Raw genomic sequence first — 18,648 nt, forward strand, 5'->3', positions numbered from 1 at the left:
CCGCTGCGGGTCCCTCCAGCGTACCCACGATCGACCGAATGGTGGATGGCCCACCGGCTACCTCTCCGTAACGTTTGGAACGTGAAGAAACCACCACCCAACAAGTGGGCCGCCCTGGCCGTCCTGGCCGCCGGCCTGTCGATGATCGTGCTGGACGGGACCATCGTCGGCGTCTCGCTGCCGACAATTATTTCCGACCTCGGCCTGGACCTGGGCGACGCCCAATGGGTCAACAGCCTCTACTCCGTCGTCCTGGCGGCACTGCTGCTGACCGCAGGACGCCTCGGCGACCGCCTGGGCCGGCGCAAGCTGTTCGTGATCGGCGTCGTCCTCTTCGTCGCGGGCTCCCTGGTCGCCGCGGTTGCCGGATCCCCGTCCGCCCTGATCGCCGGACGCGCCCTGCAGGGGGTCGGCGGGGCCGCCGTGCTCCCCTCCACCCTCTCCAGCGTCAACGCGACCTTCCGGGGCCGCGACCGCGCCGCCGCCTTCGGGATCTGGGGTGCGGTGATCTCCGGCATGGCGGCCGTCGGCCCACTGCTCGGCGGCTGGCTGACCTCCAGCGTCGACTGGCGGTGGATCTTCCTAGTCAACCTCCCGCTGGGGGCTCTGGTGCTGCTCGGCACCTGGCTCTTCGTCCCCGAAACCAGCGGGGCATCCACGCTCCCCGGACTCGACCTGCCCGGCCTGCTGCTCAGCGCCACCGGCTTCGGCCTGCTCGTCTTCGCCCTGATCGAGGGCCCGACCCTGGGGTGGTGGACCCCGAAGGAACCCCTGGCGATCGGAGCCTTCACCTGGCCCGCGGGCAGTTCCCCGGTCGTCGGCCTGGCAGTCGCAGCCGTGCTCCTGGTGGGGGCCTTCATCTGGTGGGAGGTACGCCGCGGATCCGCCGGCCGGGCGGCACTGCTGGACCTGGGCCTGTTCCGCATCGGCACGTTCTCCTGGGGCAACACCGCGGCCGCTGCCGTGGCGGTCGGCGAGTTCGGGCTGCTGCTGGTACTGCCCCTGTTCCTGGTCAACGTGCTCGACACCGGGGTCCTCGGTGCCGGGTTCATCCTGGCCGCCATGGCCCTGGGCGCCTTCGGCTCCGGCGCGGCGGCGCGCCACCTCGCCGCGCGGCTGGGCGCCGAACGCGTCGTCGTGCTCGGACTGGCCCTGGAGGTCGCCGCCGTGCTCGCACTGGGCGCCGCCACCACCAGCCAGCTGCCGATCGGGCTGCTGGTCCCGCTGCTGGTGGTCTACGGGCTGGGCCTGGGCCTGGCCTCGGCCCAGCTGACCGGCACTGTCCTGCGCGACATCCCCCCGGCCGCCTCCGGCCAGGGTTCGGCCACCCAGAGCACCGTACGGCAGCTCGGCGCCGGCCTAGGCTCCGCGATCGCGGGCACGGTCCTGGCCGTCGGAACCACCGCAGGCACCACCGCCGCCCTGCGCGAGGCCGGCACCTCCGCGGACGCCGCCACCGGCCTGGCCCAACGGCTCAGCGACTCCGCCGGCGGCCTCATTTCCGCGTACGACGCCGGATCCGCCGTGCACGCGGCCCTCGCCACGGGATTCTCCACCGGGGTGCAGTGGGCGGTGTTCGCCGCGGCGGCCTTCCTGGCCCTGGGGTTGGTGGCCTCCCTGCGCGTGGCCGCCGTGTCCCGGTCCCTCCAGGCCGCCGGCGCGGCCGCGGGAAAGCCGGGTACGGCGCACAGGTGACGGCAGCGGGACGGGCGCGTAACCTGACCGCATGGAGAGCAACCAGCGCGAGGTGGATGTCTGCGTCATCGGGGCCGGCCCCACCGGGCTGATGGCGGCGAACTGGCTGCAGCGCCTCGGCGTGGACGCCGTGATCGTCGACGGCAAGCCCGGCCCCACGCGGGAGTCCCGCGCGCTGGGCGTGCAGGCCCGGACCATGGAGATCTATGCCCAGCTCGGGGTCGTCGACCAGGTGCTGGCCCAGGCCGTGCCGGCCCATGAGCTGCGGCCGGGAGTCGGCCGCCAGTCGTGGAGTCCGGTGCCGCTCGCCCAGATCGGGAAGGGGCTGACCCCCTATCCGGGAATCCACATCCTGGAACAGCATGCCAACGAGCAGATCCTGGCCGATCGCCTCGCGGAGGTCGGCCACCCTGTCCAGTGGAACACCCGGATGACCTCGCTCCACCAGGACAAGGAGCGCGTGCACGTCGCCATCGAGACGCCGGAGGGCACCGGGACCGTCTCCGCGCGGTACGTCATTGCCGCCGACGGGGCCTCCTCCCCCACCCGCGGCCAACTCGACATCGGCTTTGGCGGGGAGACCAACGCCAAGGTCTTCTACGTCGTCGACGCCGAAGGCGTCGCGGGCACGGGCTCGGGCATCAACGTCCGGCTCGCCGGGGATGATTTCCTACTCACCTTCCCCATGTCGGCCCCCGGGCGGCCGAGCCGCGTGCGGCTGCTGGGCATCCTGCGCGACGTCCCCGGCCAGGGCCCGGGGGCACCGGACGAGGCCGCCGACCGGGTGACGGTCGACGAGGCCCGGGCGCGTACCGCCCTGGAGCACGACTTCGGGGTCACCTACGACAGCTCCGGGTGGTTCGCCACCTACCGGGTGCATCACCGGGTGGCCGGTGCCTTCCAGGCCGGCCGCGTGTTCCTGGCCGGGGATGCCGGGCATGTGCACTCGCCGGTCGGCGCCCAGGGGATGAATACCGGGTTGCAGGACGCGCACAACATCGCCTGCAAGCTCGCCGACGTCCTGGCCGGGCGCATGCCGGCGGACTACCTGCGGCGCTACGCCGCCGAACGCCATCCCGTGGCCGGGCATCTGGTCGCCACGACGGACCGGCTCTTTGCGGCGGTCACCTCGTCCGCACCCCGGGCCCGGTTCATCCGCGAGCGGGTTATGCCGCTGGCCTGGCCGGTGCTGGTGCGCGTGGTGCCGCGGGGCCCGCTGGGGCGGCGGATGTTTGGCTACGTGTCGCAGTTGCGCATCCACTACTGGATGACCGAGAGTGCGCGACGCCGCGCCGAAGGCCTGCGCGGGCTGGCCCGCCGCAGGAGCCGGGATCCGGTGCTCGGCAGACGGCTGCCCTGGATCGGCGCCACCAATCCGGGCGAGGACAACCACGTCCCGCTGGCCTCGGCGACCTGGCAGGTCCATGCCTACGGTCCCCGCGCGGCCGCGGCGGGAGCGCGGACCGCCGCCCATTACGGGCTGCCGCTGTACAGCTTCGGGGCCTCGGTCCGCCGCCACCTGCCCGATGGGACGGTCGCGATCGTCCGCCCCGACGGTTTCGTCGCCGTCCTCGAACACGCGGGCCGGACCCCTGCCGCGACGTGACGATGCCGCCGGGCCCGGTGGGCTCCGACGGCATCGGCCATCATGGTCGGGAGGCTGCTACGCCCCGCCCTCGATGAGGTCGTGTCGCACGATCGTCTGGTCGCGGTCCGGACCGACGCCGATGGCGGAGATCCGGGTCCCGGAGATCTTCTCCAGCGACAGGATGTAGTTCCGGGCGTTCTCCGGCAGGTCCTCCATCGTGCGCGCGCCGGAGATGTCCTCGGTCCACCCGTCGAAGTACTCGAAGATCGGCTGGGCGTGGTGGAAGTCGGTCTGCGTCATCGGCATCTCGTCGTAGCGGACCCCGTCGACGTCGTAGGCCACGCACACCGGGATGCGCTCGATGTTGGTCAGCACGTCGAGCTTGGTCACGAAGTAGTCGGTGAAGCCGTTCACGCGCGAGGCGTGGCGTGCCAGCACGGCGTCGTACCAGCCGCACCGGCGCGGCCGGCCGGTGTTCACGCCGAACTCGCCACCGGTCTTCTGCAGGTAGACGCCCATGTCGTCGAAGAGCTCGGTGGGGAACGGGCCGGCGCCGACGCGGGTGGTGTAGGCCTTGATGATGCCCACCGTGCGGGTGATGCGGGTGGGGCCGATGCCCGAGCCGACGGACGCGCCGCCGGCGGTCGGGTTGGATGAGGTGACGAACGGGTAGGTGCCGTGGTCGACGTCCAGGAAGGTGGCCTGGCCGCCTTCCATGAGCACCACCTTGCCGGCGTCCAGCGCCTCGTTCAAGACGTACGTGGAGTCGATGACCAGCGGACGCAGGCGGTCGACGAAGCCCAGGAAGTACTCGACGATCTCCTCGACCTCGACGGAGCGGCGGTTGTAGATCTTGACCAGCAGCTCGTTCTTCTGCCGCAGGGCGCCCTCGACCTTCTGGCGCAGGATGGATTCGTCGAAAACGTCCTGCACGCGGATGCCCAGGCGTCCGACCTTGTCCATGTAGGCGGGGCCGATGCCGCGGCCGGTGGTGCCGATCGCCCGCTTGCCCAGGAAGCGTTCGGTGACCTTGTCCATGGTCTGGTGGTAGGGGGCGACCAGGTGGGCGTTGGCGGAGATGCGCAGCTTGGAGGTGTCGGCGCCGCGGGCTTCCAGGCCGTCGATCTCCTCGAACAGGGCCTCCAGGTTCACCACACAGCCGTTGCCGATGATGGGCGTCGCGTTCGGGGACAGGATGCCGGCGGGAAGGAGCTTCAGCTCGTACTTCTCACCGCCGACGACGACGGTGTGCCCGGCGTTGTTGCCGCCGTTGGGCTTGACCACGTAGTCGACACGGCCACCGAGCAGATCGGTGGCCTTGCCCTTTCCCTCGTCGCCCCATTGGGCTCCGACGATCACGATTGCTGGCATGGGATCCTCCCCCTTGCGTGGGTCAGCGGCCGGCTTGCGCCGGGTTCCGGCGGTGCCGGACACAAGAACGCCCCAGTCCTCCGTACCCCGCCCCGGAATCGGGCGGAAGCGTAAGAGTGAAAGGGGCTCTTACGCATCGAGTTTACCCAAGTGCACGGGAACTTGCGACTTTTTCCACAGAACGGACGATTGGCCGGCTCCGGTGTCGGCCGGTCCCGGCTGGTTGCTGGTGGCAGCGGTGCCCGGCCCCTCCGCTCGCCTAGACTGGGGCCCATGGCGCTGACTCGGGAACACGTGGTGACGACGGCCGTGTCGGTCCTGCGCGACTTCGGGCTCGCGGACCTGTCGATGCGCCGGTTGGCGCGCGAACTGGAGGTCCAGGTCGGCGCCCTGTACTGGCATGTGAAGAACAAGCAGGAACTTCTGGTGGATGTCGCCGCCCAGCTGCTGGGAGGCATCCCCACCGGGTCCCCTGCGGAACAGGACACGACGACGGCACGCGCCGCCGTCGTCGACCTGGCCACTGCCATCCGGACTGCCCTGGTCCCGGTGCCCGACAGCGCCGAGGTCATCCAGCTCGCCCAATCCATGCAGCCGGCGGCCCTGGCCCCGCTGACCCGGTTGCGCGACCTGCTCGAATCCGCGGGGGTCGGGGCCGGCCACTCCGCGTGGGCCCAGCATCTGGTCCTGAACCACATCCTGGGGTCCGTGGCCGCCGAACAGGAACGGGCCCGCCTGGAGTCGATGGCTGCCGGCGACCCGGCCATCCCGGGCGGCCCGCCACTGGGCGCCGACGCATTTGCGTGGGGCCTGGGAGCGATCCTCGACGGCGCGCTGCCCCGACAAAACCATCACGATTCGGCGGGGGAGATTGTGGACCCGGACGCGGCTCCGTAGGTTCGAGGGAGGTGCCGGGGCCTCCCGGTGCCTCCCAGCCGCCCCGAACCCGGTGGCCGGGCAGCACGACCGAATTCCGTGCGCGGCCTGCGTGCCGCCTCGAGCCCCGAAGGACCTTCCATGCCCCGCTCGTTCCAGACCGCCTCCGCCGCGTCCCCGACGGGCTCTGCGGCACCTTCCCGTACTGCCGCGGTGGCCCGGCTGGTGGCAGTGGCCACCCTCGGAACGCTCTGCCTGACGGCATGCAGCACCGGAGACGAAGCCAGCCCAGCGGGCGCCACCGGTGGTTCGGCTTCGGTCTCCCCCACGAACGGCACGGCAAGTGCCTCCTCCGCGGCCGCGGCGTCCTCGTCCCCGGCGTCGTCCGACACCGCGGAGGGGCCCATCGTCCCGGGTGCGGCCAACGAAGCCTGGATGAAACAGGCACGGCAGGCCGTCGATGACACCGACCCGAAATCCACGGCATGCCTGGACACCCTGCTGGACCAGACCATGCTTGACGCCGTCGCCACCTACCTGCCCGAAGTGGCCTCGGTCGGCCTCGGTGGGCTGAGGCACGAGGCCGGATGCACCTTTTCCGCGGCCGGCGACCCCGGAACCGCGCCCACCGTGCAGGTCAAGCGGTTCTACCTGGCCAACGACAGCAGCAAGACGATGGACGAGGCCGGCCTGCTCGGCAGCGACATGTGCGCACCCGACCGGGACCAGGACGCCAACGGCATCTCCACGGACGTGGGGGACGTGGCGGTGTTCAAGGGGCCCGGCGGTGCCATCCGCGCCACCGTCCGCGGCGCCTGGTCCTGTTCCGAGAATGGCGCCATCGGCAGCGGCTTCCTGGTCAGTGCCGGTGCCGAGGAGAAGGATGGCATCCCGGATCCGGACCAGCTCGCCGAGCCTGATTTCGCAATGGCTGCGGCGACCCACCTGCACGACACAGAAGTCAACTGGGCCCCGACGCTCGATGACCTCTACGAGGCCAATTTCCGGGATGTCCTCGGCCAATAGCCGGTGTTCGGACACCTGGCGGCCCGGTCAGGGCGCCAGTTCGGCGTAGGCGCGGAACCGGGCCAAGTGGCCGGCCTCGTCCGCAGCCACCGACGCACGGATCCCCTCCGCCTCGGCTGCCAGCGCCGCGGACACGACGACGTCGATGGCGAGCTCCAGCCGCGTATCGTCGCCGCTGTCCGCCAGGCGGTACGCATAGGTGGTGTGCACGTCTCCATCACCTGTCGAAATGCAGAGTTCGTGCTCCGGGATGAAGCTCGACACCGTATGCGTGCGCACGTGGTTCCCGACATGCACGTCCACCTCGACCCCGGTCGCCAATGGACCGTCGGCATGCATCTCGGTCACCCCGGGCAGCCACAGCGGCGCGGCGGTGAAGTCGGTCAGCAGGAACCACACGCGCGGCCGCGGCAGGCGGATCAATTCGCTGGCCGTGCAGGCGGTGCCTTCACCAAAGGTCTCATCGGTGCCCATGCAACCATCTTCCGCCGCTACGCTGCCCACGTGAAGACGACGGTTGCGTGAGCGCAGGTTTGGCGCGCCTGCGCCTCAGTTGCCGAGCCGGCCCCCGGAGGCCTCCAGGTAGCAGGATCCGCAGAGCGATTCGTACCAGACGTCCTGGCCGTCAATGGCCACCTGGTCGCCGTCGAACACCACCTCGTCGCCGATCCTGCGCGTATTGAAGATGGCCTTGCGGCCGCACCGGCAGATGGTCTTGAGTTCCTCGAGGGTGTGGGCCAGTTCCATCAGCCGGTGGGCTCCGGGGAACATCCGGGTCCGGAAATCGGTGCGGATGCCGTAGGCAAGGACGGGGACGTTCTGCTGGACGGCAATGCGGAACAGGTCATCGACCTGGTCGGCGGAGAGGAACTGGGCCTCGTCGACCAGGAGGCAGGCGACGGGTTGCTGGTCCACATGTTCCAGCAGAGCGTCGGGGTCGTCCCCCGCCGCGTGTGCGGCGAACAACGCGGCCACCGATGCCCCGGCCGGAATCAGGAAGTCGACCGCCCGGCTCATCCCCAGGCGCGAGATGATCTGGTCATCGCCCTTCGTGTCGACGTCCGGCTTGGCCAACAGCACGCGCTGTCCGCGTTCCTCGTAGTTGAAGGCGGCTTGCAGCAGTCCGGTGGACTTACCGGAGTTCATGGCGCCGTAGCGGAAGTAGAGCTTGGCCAATGCGTTCCTTTTCGTTGCGGGGTGCGCATCGATTCTATGCGGTTCGTCGCGGCCACAGCCCGGTCACCGCAGCTGGACCTCGCGGCCGAAGACCACCGCCTGCAGCACGTCCTCGAGCTGACGCAGGATGAACGAGCTATCCGTGGCCCACATTGCCGGCTTATCGGCACCGGTCCCCGGATCCTCCATCAGCCCTATGCGGTAGTTGCCGCGGACACCAGCGTTGACGTAGGTCATTTGCTCGATCTCCGTGACTTCGTCTTCGGCTTCGATCTGCCAGACGAACCAGGGCTGGTTCCAGACCTGATCCATGACCTCATCCGCGCCTCCAGGCAGAGGCGCCTCCCCGGCGAAGCGCTCGTCCAGCTGGCCCGGCTCCAACAGGAAGGGTGCCACGTGGAGGTTCCAGGCGGGACCAGCACCCGCCCACCGTGATGCGCGAGAGGAGAGCTCGCTGAGCGGGATCAGCTGCACGTTGAACAGCTTCGGGTCGTCGGCGTTCCACGGCTGGTTGAGCACACGCGGCCCGTAGCCCTGCTCGGCGGCGACCAAGGCCAGGTCCCCGATCGCAAAGGCCTGCAGGGTGGTCTCGGCGTCGAGGAACCGTCCGGTGAGCCGCAGCCGGGCCGGTGCGTTGTTCAAGGCTGTCGCCATCACATCGCCGATCTCACTAAGGCGTCCCCCTTCCAGGACGCCGAGCTCACGCAACTCGTCCAGCACGGCGTCGCCACCCGTCGCCAGACGTCCCAGGACGGAATCCTCCAGTTCGCCCATCCGGGCAATCGCCGCTCCTGACATCCAGGTTCCTTCGCCGATCCAGGATCCGGCTGCCTGGTAGAACGAGTAGTCCTCCGATTCGGCTTTGCGGGCCCGCGTGGCCACGGCGTCGAGCATGCCGCCGTTCGCGGGAGCGGCGTCCGTGGCGGTTTCCGATGACGATTCCGGGATCTCGGCGGCGTGCAATGCAGTTACCGATCGGGCAATGGCGACGAAGTCGTCCTCGAAGAGCTGCCGGGTCTGGATCGAGGTGGTGGTGCTGATCTGGATTGCCCATCCCTCGATGAGGACCAGGTAGTCCACTCCGCTGACGGTCCGTCCAACTGGGGCCCGGTGGGTGTATTCGACGACCCGACCGGCGTGGCGGGCCGGGGGAAGTCCTCGTCCGTCGACGGGCGTCCGGCCGTCTTGTCCTGGCTGTTCGAATCGATAGGTCCAGTCGTCGACGTCCACGATCCGCCCCTCCACCAGCGATGCCACGATCCCCGAGACCGCCCGCTGGCAGAAGTCCCGCAGGGACCCGGAAAAGGGGTTGACGGTCACGACGACGTTGGGGGTGAATTCCCCTTCTATGGGAGGCATGCTGCCGAAAAGCTCGACTTCGGGACGTAGTTTCTGTGCTGTCCAAGGGGTCGGCAGATCAAAGGACAGGATTCGGTGGAATCCCTCGTGCCGGTTGGCAGTATCCATATTCGTCATTTCCTTCCCATTCCCTCCGTGCCCATCGGCTCCGATTCTCCGGGCCCCCAGAGGGGTGTTTCGTCGGTCCCGCCGCGACGCACCCAGTCCTTGTGCCATCGGGGGGTCGCGACGCTGGGCCACCACCAGCGCATGCCGATGCCGATGGGGGCAAAAACCACAATCAGCACGGTCCACAGGGCTTCGGCGTGCTCCCAACGGTCCAAGCTGGCCAAAACCGCGGGGATAATGCAGAGCAGGGCCAGTCCCGCGACCCCCAAGTGCATCGGGGCGTAGTTTCGCTTCGTGAAGATGAACGGTCCGGGCCCCTTCTCCGCCCAGGTGCGCCATCGTCCGGTCCATGCGCACCCGAAGGCGATCAGGAGCGCCACCGCTGGCAGGCCGATAATCAGTGCCAATAGGAGCAGATCCTCCATGGAGTGGCTTCCTCCGTATCCTGCACTAGTCAAACGGATTAAGTGAACTGCCGATGTCTTTCAGCGTGCCCCCGACAGCCTCGCCGACCGAGCCAATATCGCCGTGCCGGATGTCGTTGATGGTGGAACCGACGGCACCACCCACAATACCGCCCAGCCATCCGCCGGCCATTCCTCCAACGAACCCGCCGATGGCTGCCCCCACGCCCGGAATCGGGATAACGGCTTGTCCCAGTGCCGCTCCGGCACCCCGGCCGACCGCAGTGCCCACCATGGAACCGACTTGTTCGGAGGCGGTGACCACAGCCGCGTCCTTGGCGGCCTCGGCCTGGTGCTGAGCCGGGGTCATATCCGGATTGCGAATGAGGCTGTCGTTGTAGCCTTCGGTGTAGGTTCCGGTGAAGGTTGCTCCGGCGCCGACAACGCTCAGCACCTTCCCGGCTGGACCGTTGGCGAATTTGTTGACCTTGTCGAGGGCCTTCGGCAACCTGGCAGGCCCCGGGGCAGCATGCCGGCCAGGCGTACCGCCACCCCGGGTCAGTTGCGTCTTGAGCTCGACTTTCCGGCCGTGCACGCTGTATTTGGTGTTCTTGAGCCAGGGATACTTCGCGGCCAACGCCCCCAAGGGGGACTTCGAATCGAGCCGGTGCAGCATCTCCTTGCCGGCGTTCTTGGAGACCCTCTCGGGGTCTGTGGCCTTCTGACTGTCCGCCAGGCGCTCGATGTAGGAATTCGGAACCCCGAGCCTTTTCAGCGTCCTTTCCTGGATGGAGAACCTGCCCGGATTGCTCTTCTCCTTGAAGAGGTTGGCCTCGGAGTTGTAGGTGAAGAAGATTTTGCGGTCCCTGAATTCAAGGGACGACCCTGCCAGACCGAGGGATGCCAGCGCGTTCTTGGTATGACCGGAGAGTCCGTTGACCGTTCCAGCAGGCTTGGTGAGGTCAGCAACGAGCGGGTTGAGCTTGGAGATCTTGTCGGCACAGGTCTCCACGGCGTCGTCGTACAACCGGCTCACGGCATTGATCTCGCGCTGGATCTCGCCGTTGGTGGTCCAATAGTCGTCCGGTCGGTCCTCACCCTCCAGGGCATTGTGCTGGGACGCCTGCTCCTTGACCGCGTCATAACGGCCCTTGAGGTTGGAGATGGCAGAAGAAAAATCCTCCAGCGCCGTCGCGGTGTCGTCGGTGACCGTGCCGACGGCATCGACGTAGGGGGACATCACGGTGGTCACCGCCGAGAACACCTTGTCTTGGTGTGGGGATTCGAAGACCGCATCCAATCCTTACCAGTCGCTCTGGACGTCGTCCCGGATGTCCTTGCTTTGCGTCCCGATCTTGCGGACGGCAGAGGCCTCGGTGTCGATGTTCGCCGTGTTGGGCAGCTTGTCGGGCAGGCTCGACAGGTCCACGCTCATCGGGCATCCTGTTTCGCGCTGGGCGGCGTCGGGACGGAGTAGATGGCCTTTTCCGCGTCCCCTGCCATGATTCCGTCAGCGGAGTTGTAGGCGTTGATCGTCGCCAGGGTGTTCCCGCAAATGGAGTTCCCGGCATTGCGGCCGGCCGCCAGCAGCGGGCCTAGGAATCCACTGAGCAGGCCATCGAGGGCCCCGCCGATCTCGATGTGGTCGCACGCAGTGGCGGCTTCGGTGAATGACGTCGTCAATGCGACTTCCTTGCCTTCGAGCATGTCGACGTCGTCCTGCGCATTGCCGACGATCGACGTGGCCGTACCAACGTTGATCTTCCAACCGTCAAGCGCCATGCGGCTGTTCCCCCTATTGGTTGGTACGGGCACTGAAGTATTTCTTCAATCACCTTACGGAACCAAAGAAAGGGCCGCGATGGGGAGAACTCCCCATCGCGACCCCCTCGGGTGGTGACCAGCCGTTGGTGCCGGCCCTACGACCTGTTCGCGATCTGCGCGGCTGCGGTCGGATCGGAGTCGTTGAGGAACTTGCCGATGCGGTCGACCTCGCTTTCCTCGCCGATGGCGGCGGCGGCCCGCTGGAGTGCGTACAGCGAGCGCAGGAAGCCGCGGTTGGGTTCGTGCGAGTACGGGACCGGGCCCTGGCCGCGCCAGCCGGCGTGGCGCAGCGCGTCGAGGCCGCGGTGGTAGCCGACGCGCGCGTAGGCGTAGGACTCGACGGTTCGACCGTCGTCGTAGGCCTCGTCGGCGAGCATCGACCATGCGAGCGAGGAAGCGGGGAATTGCGCCACCACGTCGACCGGCTCGTCACCGGCTGCCAGGCGCGTATCCACCTCCTCGTCGGGCGAGAGCAGGGTTTCGGGGATGCCGAGCAGGTTGCGTCCGAGTTCGTCGCTCATGGCTACTTCAGCGTCTTTCCGGCCGAACCCAGGCGCTGGGCGGCCTCGACGACGCGTGCGGCCATGCTGGTCTCTGCGGCGGCGCCCCAGACCCGGGGGTCGTAGGTCTTCTTGTTCCCGACCTCGCCATCGATCTTGAGCACGCCGTCGTAGTTGGAGAGCATGTGCCCTGCGACCGGACGGGTGAACGCGTACTGGGTATCGGTGTCGATGTTCATCTTGATCACGCCGTAGGAGACTGCGTCGGAGATCTCCTGCTCCGAGGATCCGGAGCCACCGTGGAAGACCAGGTCGAAGGGCTTGTCCTTGCCGAGCTTGGCACCGACCTCCGCCTGGATGTCCTTGAGGATCTCCGGGCGCAGCTTCACGCCGCCGGGCTTGTAGACCCCGTGCACGTTGCCGAACGTCAGGGCCGTGATGTAGCGGCCCTTCTCCCCGGATCCCAGGGCCTCGATGGTGGCCATCGCGTCGCCGACGGTGGTGTAGAGCTTTTCGTTGATGGCGTTCTCGACGCCGTCCTCTTCACCGCCGACGGTCCCGATCTCCACCTCGAGGATCTGCTTGGCGGCTGCGGAGCGCGGCAGCAGCTCGGCGGCGATGCGCAGGTTCTCCTCGAGGGTCTCGGCCGATCCGTCCCACATGTGGGAGTTGAAGATCGGGTCGCGGCCCGCCTTCACCTCCGCCTCGGAGGCGGCCAGCAGCGGCAGCACGAAGCCGTCGAGCTTGTCCGCCGGGCAGTGGTCGGTGTGCAGCGCGATGTTCACGCCGTAGCTCTTGGCCACTTCCTTCGCGAACGCGGCGAAGCCCAGTGAGCCGACCACCATGTCCTTGACCGACGATCCCGACCAGTAGGCGGCGCCGCCGGTCGAGACCTGGATGATGCCGTCGGACTCGGCTTCGGCGAAGCCACGGATGGCGGCGTTCAGCGTCTGCGAGGACGTCACGTTCACTGCGGGGAAGGCGTAGCCGTCCGCCTTCGCCGCGTCGATCATGGCGTTGTACTTCTCGGGGGTTGCAAGAGGCATGCTGACTCCTTATGAGTTGGGCAGGGAGTAGACATCGTTGGCTAGGGCCCATCCTACCGATATGCGATCACCGCCACACCCGCAGATGACGCGCGTAGATCCGCCAGCAGCTGGAGAGCCGTCTCTTTCCCGCGAACCGTTGTTCCAGGAAGAACGGGCTTGCGGCCGTTCCCGATCTTCTGGTCCCCAGTCGCCGCCTTGGACTGTCCGTCGGCCACGGCGGTTTCCAACGTCTCGCCGGAGTGCGCGAGGTCCCTCGTGTCCAGAAATGCGTCCTTGCCCAGCGCCCCGTGGGCCGCACTCCATGAGTTCACGGACCGTTCAACTCCACTGCCCCGGCGATTCAGCCGGCCCTGACACGGTGGTTCCGACCCCGCCCGCCACTGGAAGGACCACCGTGACAACCAATACCAAGACATTCCTGCCCATGCTCGGACACACGCGCGGCAAGCGCAGCCCGGTCACCTGCGCCCTCAAGTGCGACAACGCCTGCTCCAAGGCGGTCTGCAACACCTCGTCCAACAGCTACTTCCGCGACATCGCCTCTGCCGAGTTCTCCCGCCGCTCCGCGCTCGGCGTCGGCGCCGCCGGCGTGCTGAGTGCCGCTGTCGTCGCCGTCGGAGGCACCGAAACGGCAGCCGCGGCCGGGGTTCCCGCCAAGCGGCGCCGCCCGGGCCAGCTGGCCTTCGAGGCGATCAAGCCCGTCGACAAGGAAGCCGACATCTTCGACGTCCCCGAGGGCTTTGAATGGGCCCCGCTGCTGCGCTGGGGCGACCCGCTGTTCAACCAGTCCCCGGAGTTCGACTTCGACCGCCAGACACCCAAGGCCCAGGCCCTGCAGTTCGGCTACAACAACGACTACACCGACATCATCCGCCACCAGAACGGCAAGAAGGCAGTCCTCGTGTGCAACCACGAGTACGTGAACCCGGAGATCATGTTCCCCGCAGCCCCGGCCAACGCCGCCGAGGAACGACGGCGGCGCAACATCTTCCGCGCGGCGGTCGGTTTGAGCGTCGTCGAGCTCAAGCGCAAGGACCGCGGCCAGCCCTGGGACTACGTCCGCGGGGCCCACAAGAACCGCAGGATCACCCTGGACACCGAGTTCGAGCTGACCGGTCCGGCCGCCGGTTCCGACCTGCTGAAGACCAAGCGGGACCGCCGCGGCCGCTTCGTCGAGGGCACGCTGGGCAACTGCTCCGGCGGCACCACCCCGTGGGGCACCATCCTCTCGGGCGAGGAGAACTTCAACGGCTTCTTCCGCACGGCGGGCACGTCCACCGAGGACAAGCGCTACGGGCTGGAGGACAAGGCGACGGGGATGGGCTGGGAGCGCGAGGATCCGCGCTTCGACGCCCGCGGCGCCGGCTTCGCCAACGAGCCGCACCGTTTCGGCTACATCGTGGAGATCGACCCGGAGGACCCGAAGTCGACGCCGGTCAAGCACACCAGCCTGGGACGGTTCAAGCACGAGGGCGCCAACGTCATCGTCGCCAACAACGGGCACGTGGTGGCCTACATGGGCGACGATGAGCGGTTCGACTACCTCTACAAGTTCGTTTCCAAGCGCACGTACCGCAAGCACGACCGCCGCCACAACATGACGCTGCTGACCGAGGGCGACCTGTATGTGGCCCGTTTCGCCGGCACGTCCGAGGACGAGATCGACGGCTCGGGCGACGTCCCCTCCGACGGCACGTTCGACGGCTCCGGACGGTGGATCCCCCTGGTCCAGGACGGCAGGAGCCGCGTGAAGGGCATGAGCGTCGAGCAGGTGCTCGTCTTCACCCGCCTGGCCGCCGACGAGGTCGGTGCGACCAAGATGGACCGCTGCGAGGACGTGGAGCCGAGCCTGAAGTCCGGCAAGATCTACGTGGCCTGCACCAACAACTCCAACCGCGGCGTCGGGTCCAACGCGAAGGCCGACGAGGCCAACCCGCGCACCGAAAACCGCGACGGGCACATCGTGGAGATCACCGAACGCCGCGGCGACCACACCTCGACGCGGTTCAACTGGGACCTGCTGATGCTCTGCGGCGACTCGGCCCAGGGCGACGCGACCTACTTCAGCGGATTCCCCGCCGACCAGGTCTCCCCGATCTCCTGCCCGGACAACGTCGCCTTCGACTCCCAGGGCAACCTGTGGATCTCCACCGACGGCGCCCCGGATGGCATCGGCTACAACGACGGGCTGTTCAAGGTCACCGTCGATGGCAGGAACCGCGGCAAGGTCGAGCAGTTCCTCTCGGTTCCCCGCGACGCCGAGACCTGTGGCCCGGTCATCCACGACGACGAGTCGATGGTCTACGTCGCCGTCCAGCACCCGGGCGAGGAGGGCTCCGCCACGGAGATCCGCTCCTACTTCCCGGACTACGTGCCCTCCGAGGCCCGTCCGGCAGCGGGCGAAGTCCGCGCCCCGCGCCCGGCGATCGTGCAGGTCTACTCCACGACGTAGGACACCTCCACCGGCGTCGTGCCGTATCAGCCCACGGGCTGGGAGAAAACGTGCCGGCGGATCCAGGCGTGCATGGCAATGGCAGCGGCGGAGGCGGCGTTGATGGAGCGGGTGGAGCCGAACTGCTCGATGCTCAACGTGGTCTTCGCCGCCGCGTGCACCTCGTCGCTCAGCCCGGGGCCCTCCTGCCCGAAGACCAGCACGCAGTTGCGCGGCAGGTCATAGGTCTCCAGCTGCTCGGAGTCCGGGAAGATGTCGATCCCGATGACCTCCAGCCCCTCCCCCTGCGCCCAGGCCACGAACTCCGCGACCGTCGGGTGGTGGCGCACATGCTGGTAGCGGTCGGTGACCATCGCCCCGCGGCGGTTCCACCGCCGTCGTCCGATGATGTGGACCTCCTTGGCCAGGAACGCGTTGGCGGTGCGCACGACGGTTCCGATGTTCATGTCGTGCTGCCAGTTCTCGATGGCGATGTGGAAGTCGTGGCGGCGAGTATCCAGGTCGGCCACGATAGCCTCGTGCAGCCAGTAGCGGTACTGGTCGGCGACGTTGCGGCGGTCTCCGTCGCGAAGGAGCACCGGGTCCCAGCGGTCGCCCTCGGGCCATTCGCCCTCCCACGGGCCGAGGCCGACCTCGGGGACTGCGGGTTCCGGAACTGCGGCTTCGGGCCGGGATGCTGGTTCGTTCACCGTGCCAGCGTAGTCCGCTCGCGCCGTCGTCGTGCCTTTGGGTAGGACGTTGGGTCGTGCCGATGGGTAGGAACGTTAGGTAGGATGGGACAGAACGTGAGGGAGTATCCCCCCGCGCCAAGGCCGTCAATACGCAGGGTTCCGCAACCCCGCCGGCCGCGGCGGACGGCGCCTCAGGGCGCCGGCGGAGAGACTCGCGGACCTGTTGCCAACCCGCAAAGGACATCCCGTGACCGTTCCCCTCTGGATCTGGCTGGCGACCATCGTCGTCATCCTCGGCCTGCTCGCCTTCGACTACTTCTTCCACATCCGCAAGGCCCACGTGCCGCAGCTGAAGGAAGCCGCGATCTGGTCCTCCATCTATGTCAGCATCGCCGTCGTCTTCGGCATCCTGGTGCTGGTGTTCGGCGGCGGGACCATGGGCGGGGAGTACTTCGCCGGCTACATCACGGAGAAGGCCCTGTCGGTGGACAACCTCTTCGTGTTCCTGGTGATTATCGCCAGCTTCAAGGTCCCGCGCGAGGACCAGCAGAAGGTGCTGCTGTTCGGCATCGTCTTCGCTCTCATCGCCCGCACGGGCTTCATCTTCGCCGGCGCCGCGCTGATCAACGCCTGGTCGTGGATCTTCTACATCTTCGGGTTGATCCTGCTGCTCACCGCGGGGAACCTGCTCAAGCCCGGCGGGCACGAGGAGGACCAGGCGAACAACTTCATCATCCGCCTCGCCAAGCGCTTCATGCACACCTCGGACGACTACGACGGCGACAAGCTCTTCACGGTGGTCAACGGCAAGAAGGCCCTGACGCCCATGCTGCTGGTCATGGTCGCGATCGGCGGCACGGACATCCTGTTCGCCCTGGATTCGATCCCGGCAATCTACGGGCTGACCCAGAACGTGTACATCGTCTTCACCGCCACCGCGTTCTCGCTGATGGGGCTGCGCCAGCTGTACTTCCTGCTCGACGGGCTGCTGGACCGGCTGATCTACCTCTCGGTCGGACTCGCCGGGATCCTGGCGTTCATCGGCGTCAAGCTGTTCCTGCACGCCCTGCACGAGAACAACCTGCCGTTCATCAACGACGGTGAACACGTCAACGTCATCGAGATCAGCACCGGGTTCTCGCTGGCGGTGATCATCGTCACCGTCATCGCCTCCCTGGTCTCGCGCACGGGCAAGGCGCAGACCGCGATCAACAACGCCCGCCGGCACGCCGAAAACTACCTGGACCTGGGCTATACGGAGGACCCCGCGGAGCGCGAGCGGATCTACCGGCTGCTCGTCGAGGAGGAACGCGGCATCGAGGCCATGGAGCAGAAGTACCGGGACAAGGCCAAGGACGTGGACCAGATCCGCGCCCAGGTCGCCGCGGTCCACGAGCGCCACGACGAACTCGGGCCAGCGACCCGCTGACACCCGGGGGCCGGGACGCCCGCGGTCCGCGCCGGCAATGGCAGACTAGTGCGCTGGAGGTGGGGTCATGGCCATTGTCGATAACGGCATCTACGTCAACGGACAGCGCGTGCAGAACCCGGCGGAGCTGGGGCACACGTTGCAGCAGATGCGCGAGCATTCAGGCATGGCCTGGCTGGGGCTCTACCGGCCCGGCCAGGCGGAACTGCAGGCCGTCGCGGACGAGCTGGGGCTGCACGCCCTGGCTGTGGAGGACACCCTGAAGGGCCACCAGCGGGCCAAGCTGGACCACTACGGGGACCATTCGCTGCTGGTGCTGCGTCCGGCCCGCTACCTGGACGATGTGGAGAAGGTCGAGTTCGGCGAGCTCCACGTCTACATCGGCGACGACTTCGTCGTCACCGTGCGGCACGCCGAATCCCCTGACCTGTCCAGGGTCCGCCACCGCATGGAGCAGGAGGAACCTGACCTTCTGGCCTTGGGGCCGCGCGCCGTGCTGTATGCGGTGGTCGACCAGGTCGTCGACGAATACGAGCCGGTGGTCGACGGACTCGCTACCGACATCGACGAGATCGACGACGAGCTCTTCTCCGGCAACCCCGATGTCTCGCGGCGCATCTACGAGCTCTCCCGCGAGGTCATCGAACTGCAGCGGGCGACGCTTCCGCTGGAGCGCATCCTGACGGTGCTGCGCCGCGACCTCAACGGCGGGCAGCCGGTCGAGGGCATCGAACAGGCCCAGCGGTACGATCCCGACCACGAGGGCCCGGTCGAGCTGGACCACCGGATGGTCGACGTCCAGGACCACGCCATCCGCGTGTCCGAGCGCATCGCCTCGTTCCGCTCGCTGCTGGCCAACGCGCTGTCGCTGAGTTCGACGCTCGTCTCCCAGCAGGCGGCCGAGGCCGGGGTCGCGCAGAACGAACAGATGAAGAAGATCTCCTCCTGGGCCGCCATCCTCTTCGCGCCGAGCCTGATCGGCAGCATCTACGGCATGAACTTCGAGAACATGCCCGAGCTGGCGTTCGCCTGGGGGTATCCGGCGGCATTGGTGCTCATGCTCGGGCTCAGCGTCGGGTTGTATGCGGTCTTCAGGCACAACAAATGGCTGTGAGCCGGG

Annotated in this window: 18 protein-coding genes; 7 read left to right on the top strand and 11 right to left on the bottom strand. The window is 67.9% G+C overall.

Translation table 11 applies throughout. From position 1 onward, the window contains the following. Positions 1 to 45 precede the first annotated feature (45 nt). Together AB8M85_RS11640 and AB8M85_RS11645 are read left to right on the top strand one after the other, a co-directional pair. On the top strand, positions 46 to 1,695 hold the full coding sequence (locus AB8M85_RS11640; protein WP_372698980.1) for an MFS transporter: 1,650 nt from the start codon (positions 46 to 48) through the stop codon (positions 1,693 to 1,695). Positions 1,696 to 1,726: 31 nt separating this feature from the next. Then, positions 1,727 to 3,301 (top strand): FAD-dependent monooxygenase, encoded by a 1,575-nt coding sequence (locus AB8M85_RS11645; RefSeq protein WP_372698981.1) that lies wholly within the window; start codon positions 1,727 to 1,729, stop codon positions 3,299 to 3,301. Positions 3,302 to 3,358: 57 nt separating this feature from the next. On the opposite strand, the gene AB8M85_RS11650 is transcribed toward AB8M85_RS11645, so the two are convergent. Further along, a complete protein-coding gene (locus tag AB8M85_RS11650; RefSeq protein WP_372698982.1) occupies positions 3,359 to 4,654 on the bottom strand; it encodes an adenylosuccinate synthase in 1,296 nt (431 codons plus the stop codon). Positions 4,655 to 4,927: 273 nt separating this feature from the next. On the opposite strand from AB8M85_RS11650, the gene AB8M85_RS11655 reads away from it, so the two are divergent. Together AB8M85_RS11655 and AB8M85_RS11660 are read left to right on the top strand one after the other, a co-directional pair. Further along, positions 4,928 to 5,551 carry a TetR/AcrR family transcriptional regulator gene (locus AB8M85_RS11655; RefSeq protein WP_372698983.1) on the top strand — a complete coding sequence of 208 codons (624 nt, stop codon included), beginning with the start codon at positions 4,928 to 4,930 and terminating at the stop codon, positions 5,549 to 5,551. Between the two features lie 120 nt (positions 5,552 to 5,671). Beyond that, positions 5,672 to 6,556: a hypothetical protein gene (locus tag AB8M85_RS11660; RefSeq protein WP_372698984.1), complete on the top strand. Its 885-nt coding sequence runs from the start codon at positions 5,672 to 5,674 to the stop codon at positions 6,554 to 6,556. A gap of 27 nt (positions 6,557 to 6,583) precedes the next feature. Here the strand turns inward: AB8M85_RS11660 and AB8M85_RS11665 are convergent, their stop codons facing one another. From AB8M85_RS11665 to fbaA, 9 genes are all read right to left on the bottom strand, one after another. Continuing rightward, a complete protein-coding gene (locus tag AB8M85_RS11665; RefSeq protein ID WP_372698985.1) occupies positions 6,584 to 7,030 on the bottom strand; it encodes an SRPBCC family protein in 447 nt (148 codons plus the stop codon). A 75-nt stretch (positions 7,031 to 7,105) separates the two neighbouring features. Beyond that, complete coding sequence (locus tag AB8M85_RS11670; protein WP_372698986.1) at positions 7,106 to 7,732, bottom strand: thymidine kinase; 627 nt, start codon at positions 7,730 to 7,732, stop codon at positions 7,106 to 7,108. 63 nt (positions 7,733 to 7,795) lie between these two features. Then, entirely contained in the window at positions 7,796 to 9,091 is a 1,296-nt protein-coding gene (locus tag AB8M85_RS11675) for a hypothetical protein (protein WP_372698987.1), read from the bottom strand. A 113-nt stretch (positions 9,092 to 9,204) separates the two neighbouring features. Then, complete coding sequence (locus AB8M85_RS11680; protein ID WP_372698988.1) at positions 9,205 to 9,624, bottom strand: hypothetical protein; 420 nt, start codon at positions 9,622 to 9,624, stop codon at positions 9,205 to 9,207. 25 nt (positions 9,625 to 9,649) lie between these two features. Then, positions 9,650 to 10,855, bottom strand: coding sequence for a hypothetical protein (locus AB8M85_RS11685; protein WP_372698989.1), 1,206 nt, complete (start codon positions 10,853 to 10,855; stop codon positions 9,650 to 9,652). A 51-nt stretch (positions 10,856 to 10,906) separates the two neighbouring features. Next, the gene (locus tag AB8M85_RS11690; RefSeq protein WP_372698990.1) at positions 10,907 to 11,038 is read right to left on the bottom strand and encodes a hypothetical protein; all 132 of its coding nucleotides are present in this window, start codon (positions 11,036 to 11,038) and stop codon (positions 10,907 to 10,909) included. After that, positions 11,035 to 11,385 carry a DUF6507 family protein gene (locus AB8M85_RS11695; protein WP_372698991.1) on the bottom strand — a complete coding sequence of 117 codons (351 nt, stop codon included), beginning with the start codon at positions 11,383 to 11,385 and terminating at the stop codon, positions 11,035 to 11,037. The genes AB8M85_RS11690 and AB8M85_RS11695 overlap by 4 nt, the downstream gene beginning before the upstream one ends. Before the next feature lie 137 nt (positions 11,386 to 11,522). After that, positions 11,523 to 11,948 (bottom strand): DUF3151 domain-containing protein, encoded by a 426-nt coding sequence (locus AB8M85_RS11700; RefSeq protein ID WP_372698992.1) that lies wholly within the window; start codon positions 11,946 to 11,948, stop codon positions 11,523 to 11,525. 2 nt (positions 11,949 to 11,950) lie between these two features. Next, entirely contained in the window at positions 11,951 to 12,973 is a 1,023-nt protein-coding gene (gene fbaA / locus AB8M85_RS11705; protein ID WP_372698993.1) for a class II fructose-bisphosphate aldolase, read from the bottom strand. 427 nt (positions 12,974 to 13,400) lie between these two features. Between fbaA and AB8M85_RS11710 the strand changes: the two genes are divergently transcribed. Further along, entirely contained in the window at positions 13,401 to 15,428 is a 2,028-nt protein-coding gene (locus AB8M85_RS11710; RefSeq protein WP_372699089.1) for a PhoX family phosphatase, read from the top strand. A 26-nt stretch (positions 15,429 to 15,454) separates the two neighbouring features. On the opposite strand, the gene AB8M85_RS11715 is transcribed toward AB8M85_RS11710, so the two are convergent. Beyond that, on the bottom strand, positions 15,455 to 16,117 hold the full coding sequence (locus AB8M85_RS11715; RefSeq protein ID WP_372698994.1) for a TrmH family RNA methyltransferase: 663 nt from the start codon (positions 16,115 to 16,117) through the stop codon (positions 15,455 to 15,457). 229 nt (positions 16,118 to 16,346) lie between these two features. Between AB8M85_RS11715 and AB8M85_RS11720 the strand changes: the two genes are divergently transcribed. Together AB8M85_RS11720 and AB8M85_RS11725 are read left to right on the top strand one after the other, a co-directional pair. Then, a complete protein-coding gene (locus AB8M85_RS11720) occupies positions 16,347 to 17,528 on the top strand; it encodes a TerC family protein (protein ID WP_372698995.1) in 1,182 nt (393 codons plus the stop codon). 67 nt (positions 17,529 to 17,595) lie between these two features. Next, a complete protein-coding gene (locus AB8M85_RS11725) occupies positions 17,596 to 18,642 on the top strand; it encodes a magnesium and cobalt transport protein CorA (protein ID WP_372698996.1) in 1,047 nt (348 codons plus the stop codon). The last annotated feature ends 6 nt before the right edge of the window (positions 18,643 to 18,648 follow it).

It is taken from the genome of Arthrobacter sp. JSM 101049 (assembly GCF_041679245.1).
GTDB lineage: Bacteria > Actinomycetota > Actinomycetes > Actinomycetales > Micrococcaceae > Arthrobacter_H.

Coding starts and splice junctions, on each gene's coding strand:
- AB8M85_RS11640 (WP_372698980.1), top strand. CDS start 46: ATGGCCCACCGGCTACCTCTCCGTAACGTTTGGAACGTGAAGAAACCA.
- AB8M85_RS11645 (WP_372698981.1), top strand. CDS start 1,727: ATGGAGAGCAACCAGCGCGAGGTGGATGTCTGCGTCATCGGGGCCGGC.
- AB8M85_RS11650 (WP_372698982.1), bottom strand. CDS start 4,654: ATGCCAGCAATCGTGATCGTCGGAGCCCAATGGGGCGACGAGGGAAAG.
- AB8M85_RS11655 (WP_372698983.1), top strand. CDS start 4,928: ATGGCGCTGACTCGGGAACACGTGGTGACGACGGCCGTGTCGGTCCTG.
- AB8M85_RS11660 (WP_372698984.1), top strand. CDS start 5,672: ATGCCCCGCTCGTTCCAGACCGCCTCCGCCGCGTCCCCGACGGGCTCT.
- AB8M85_RS11665 (WP_372698985.1), bottom strand. CDS start 7,030: ATGGGCACCGATGAGACCTTTGGTGAAGGCACCGCCTGCACGGCCAGC.
- AB8M85_RS11675 (WP_372698987.1), bottom strand. CDS start 9,091: ATGCCTCCCATAGAAGGGGAATTCACCCCCAACGTCGTCGTGACCGTC.
- AB8M85_RS11680 (WP_372698988.1), bottom strand. CDS start 9,624: ATGGAGGATCTGCTCCTATTGGCACTGATTATCGGCCTGCCAGCGGTG.
- AB8M85_RS11690 (WP_372698990.1), bottom strand. CDS start 11,038: ATGAGCGTGGACCTGTCGAGCCTGCCCGACAAGCTGCCCAACACGGCG.
- AB8M85_RS11695 (WP_372698991.1), bottom strand. CDS start 11,385: ATGGCGCTTGACGGTTGGAAGATCAACGTTGGTACGGCCACGTCGATC.
- AB8M85_RS11700 (WP_372698992.1), bottom strand. CDS start 11,948: ATGAGCGACGAACTCGGACGCAACCTGCTCGGCATCCCCGAAACCCTG.
- fbaA (WP_372698993.1), bottom strand. CDS start 12,973: ATGCCTCTTGCAACCCCCGAGAAGTACAACGCCATGATCGACGCGGCG.
- AB8M85_RS11710 (WP_372699089.1), top strand. CDS start 13,401: ATGCTCGGACACACGCGCGGCAAGCGCAGCCCGGTCACCTGCGCCCTC.
- AB8M85_RS11725 (WP_372698996.1), top strand. CDS start 17,596: ATGGCCATTGTCGATAACGGCATCTACGTCAACGGACAGCGCGTGCAG.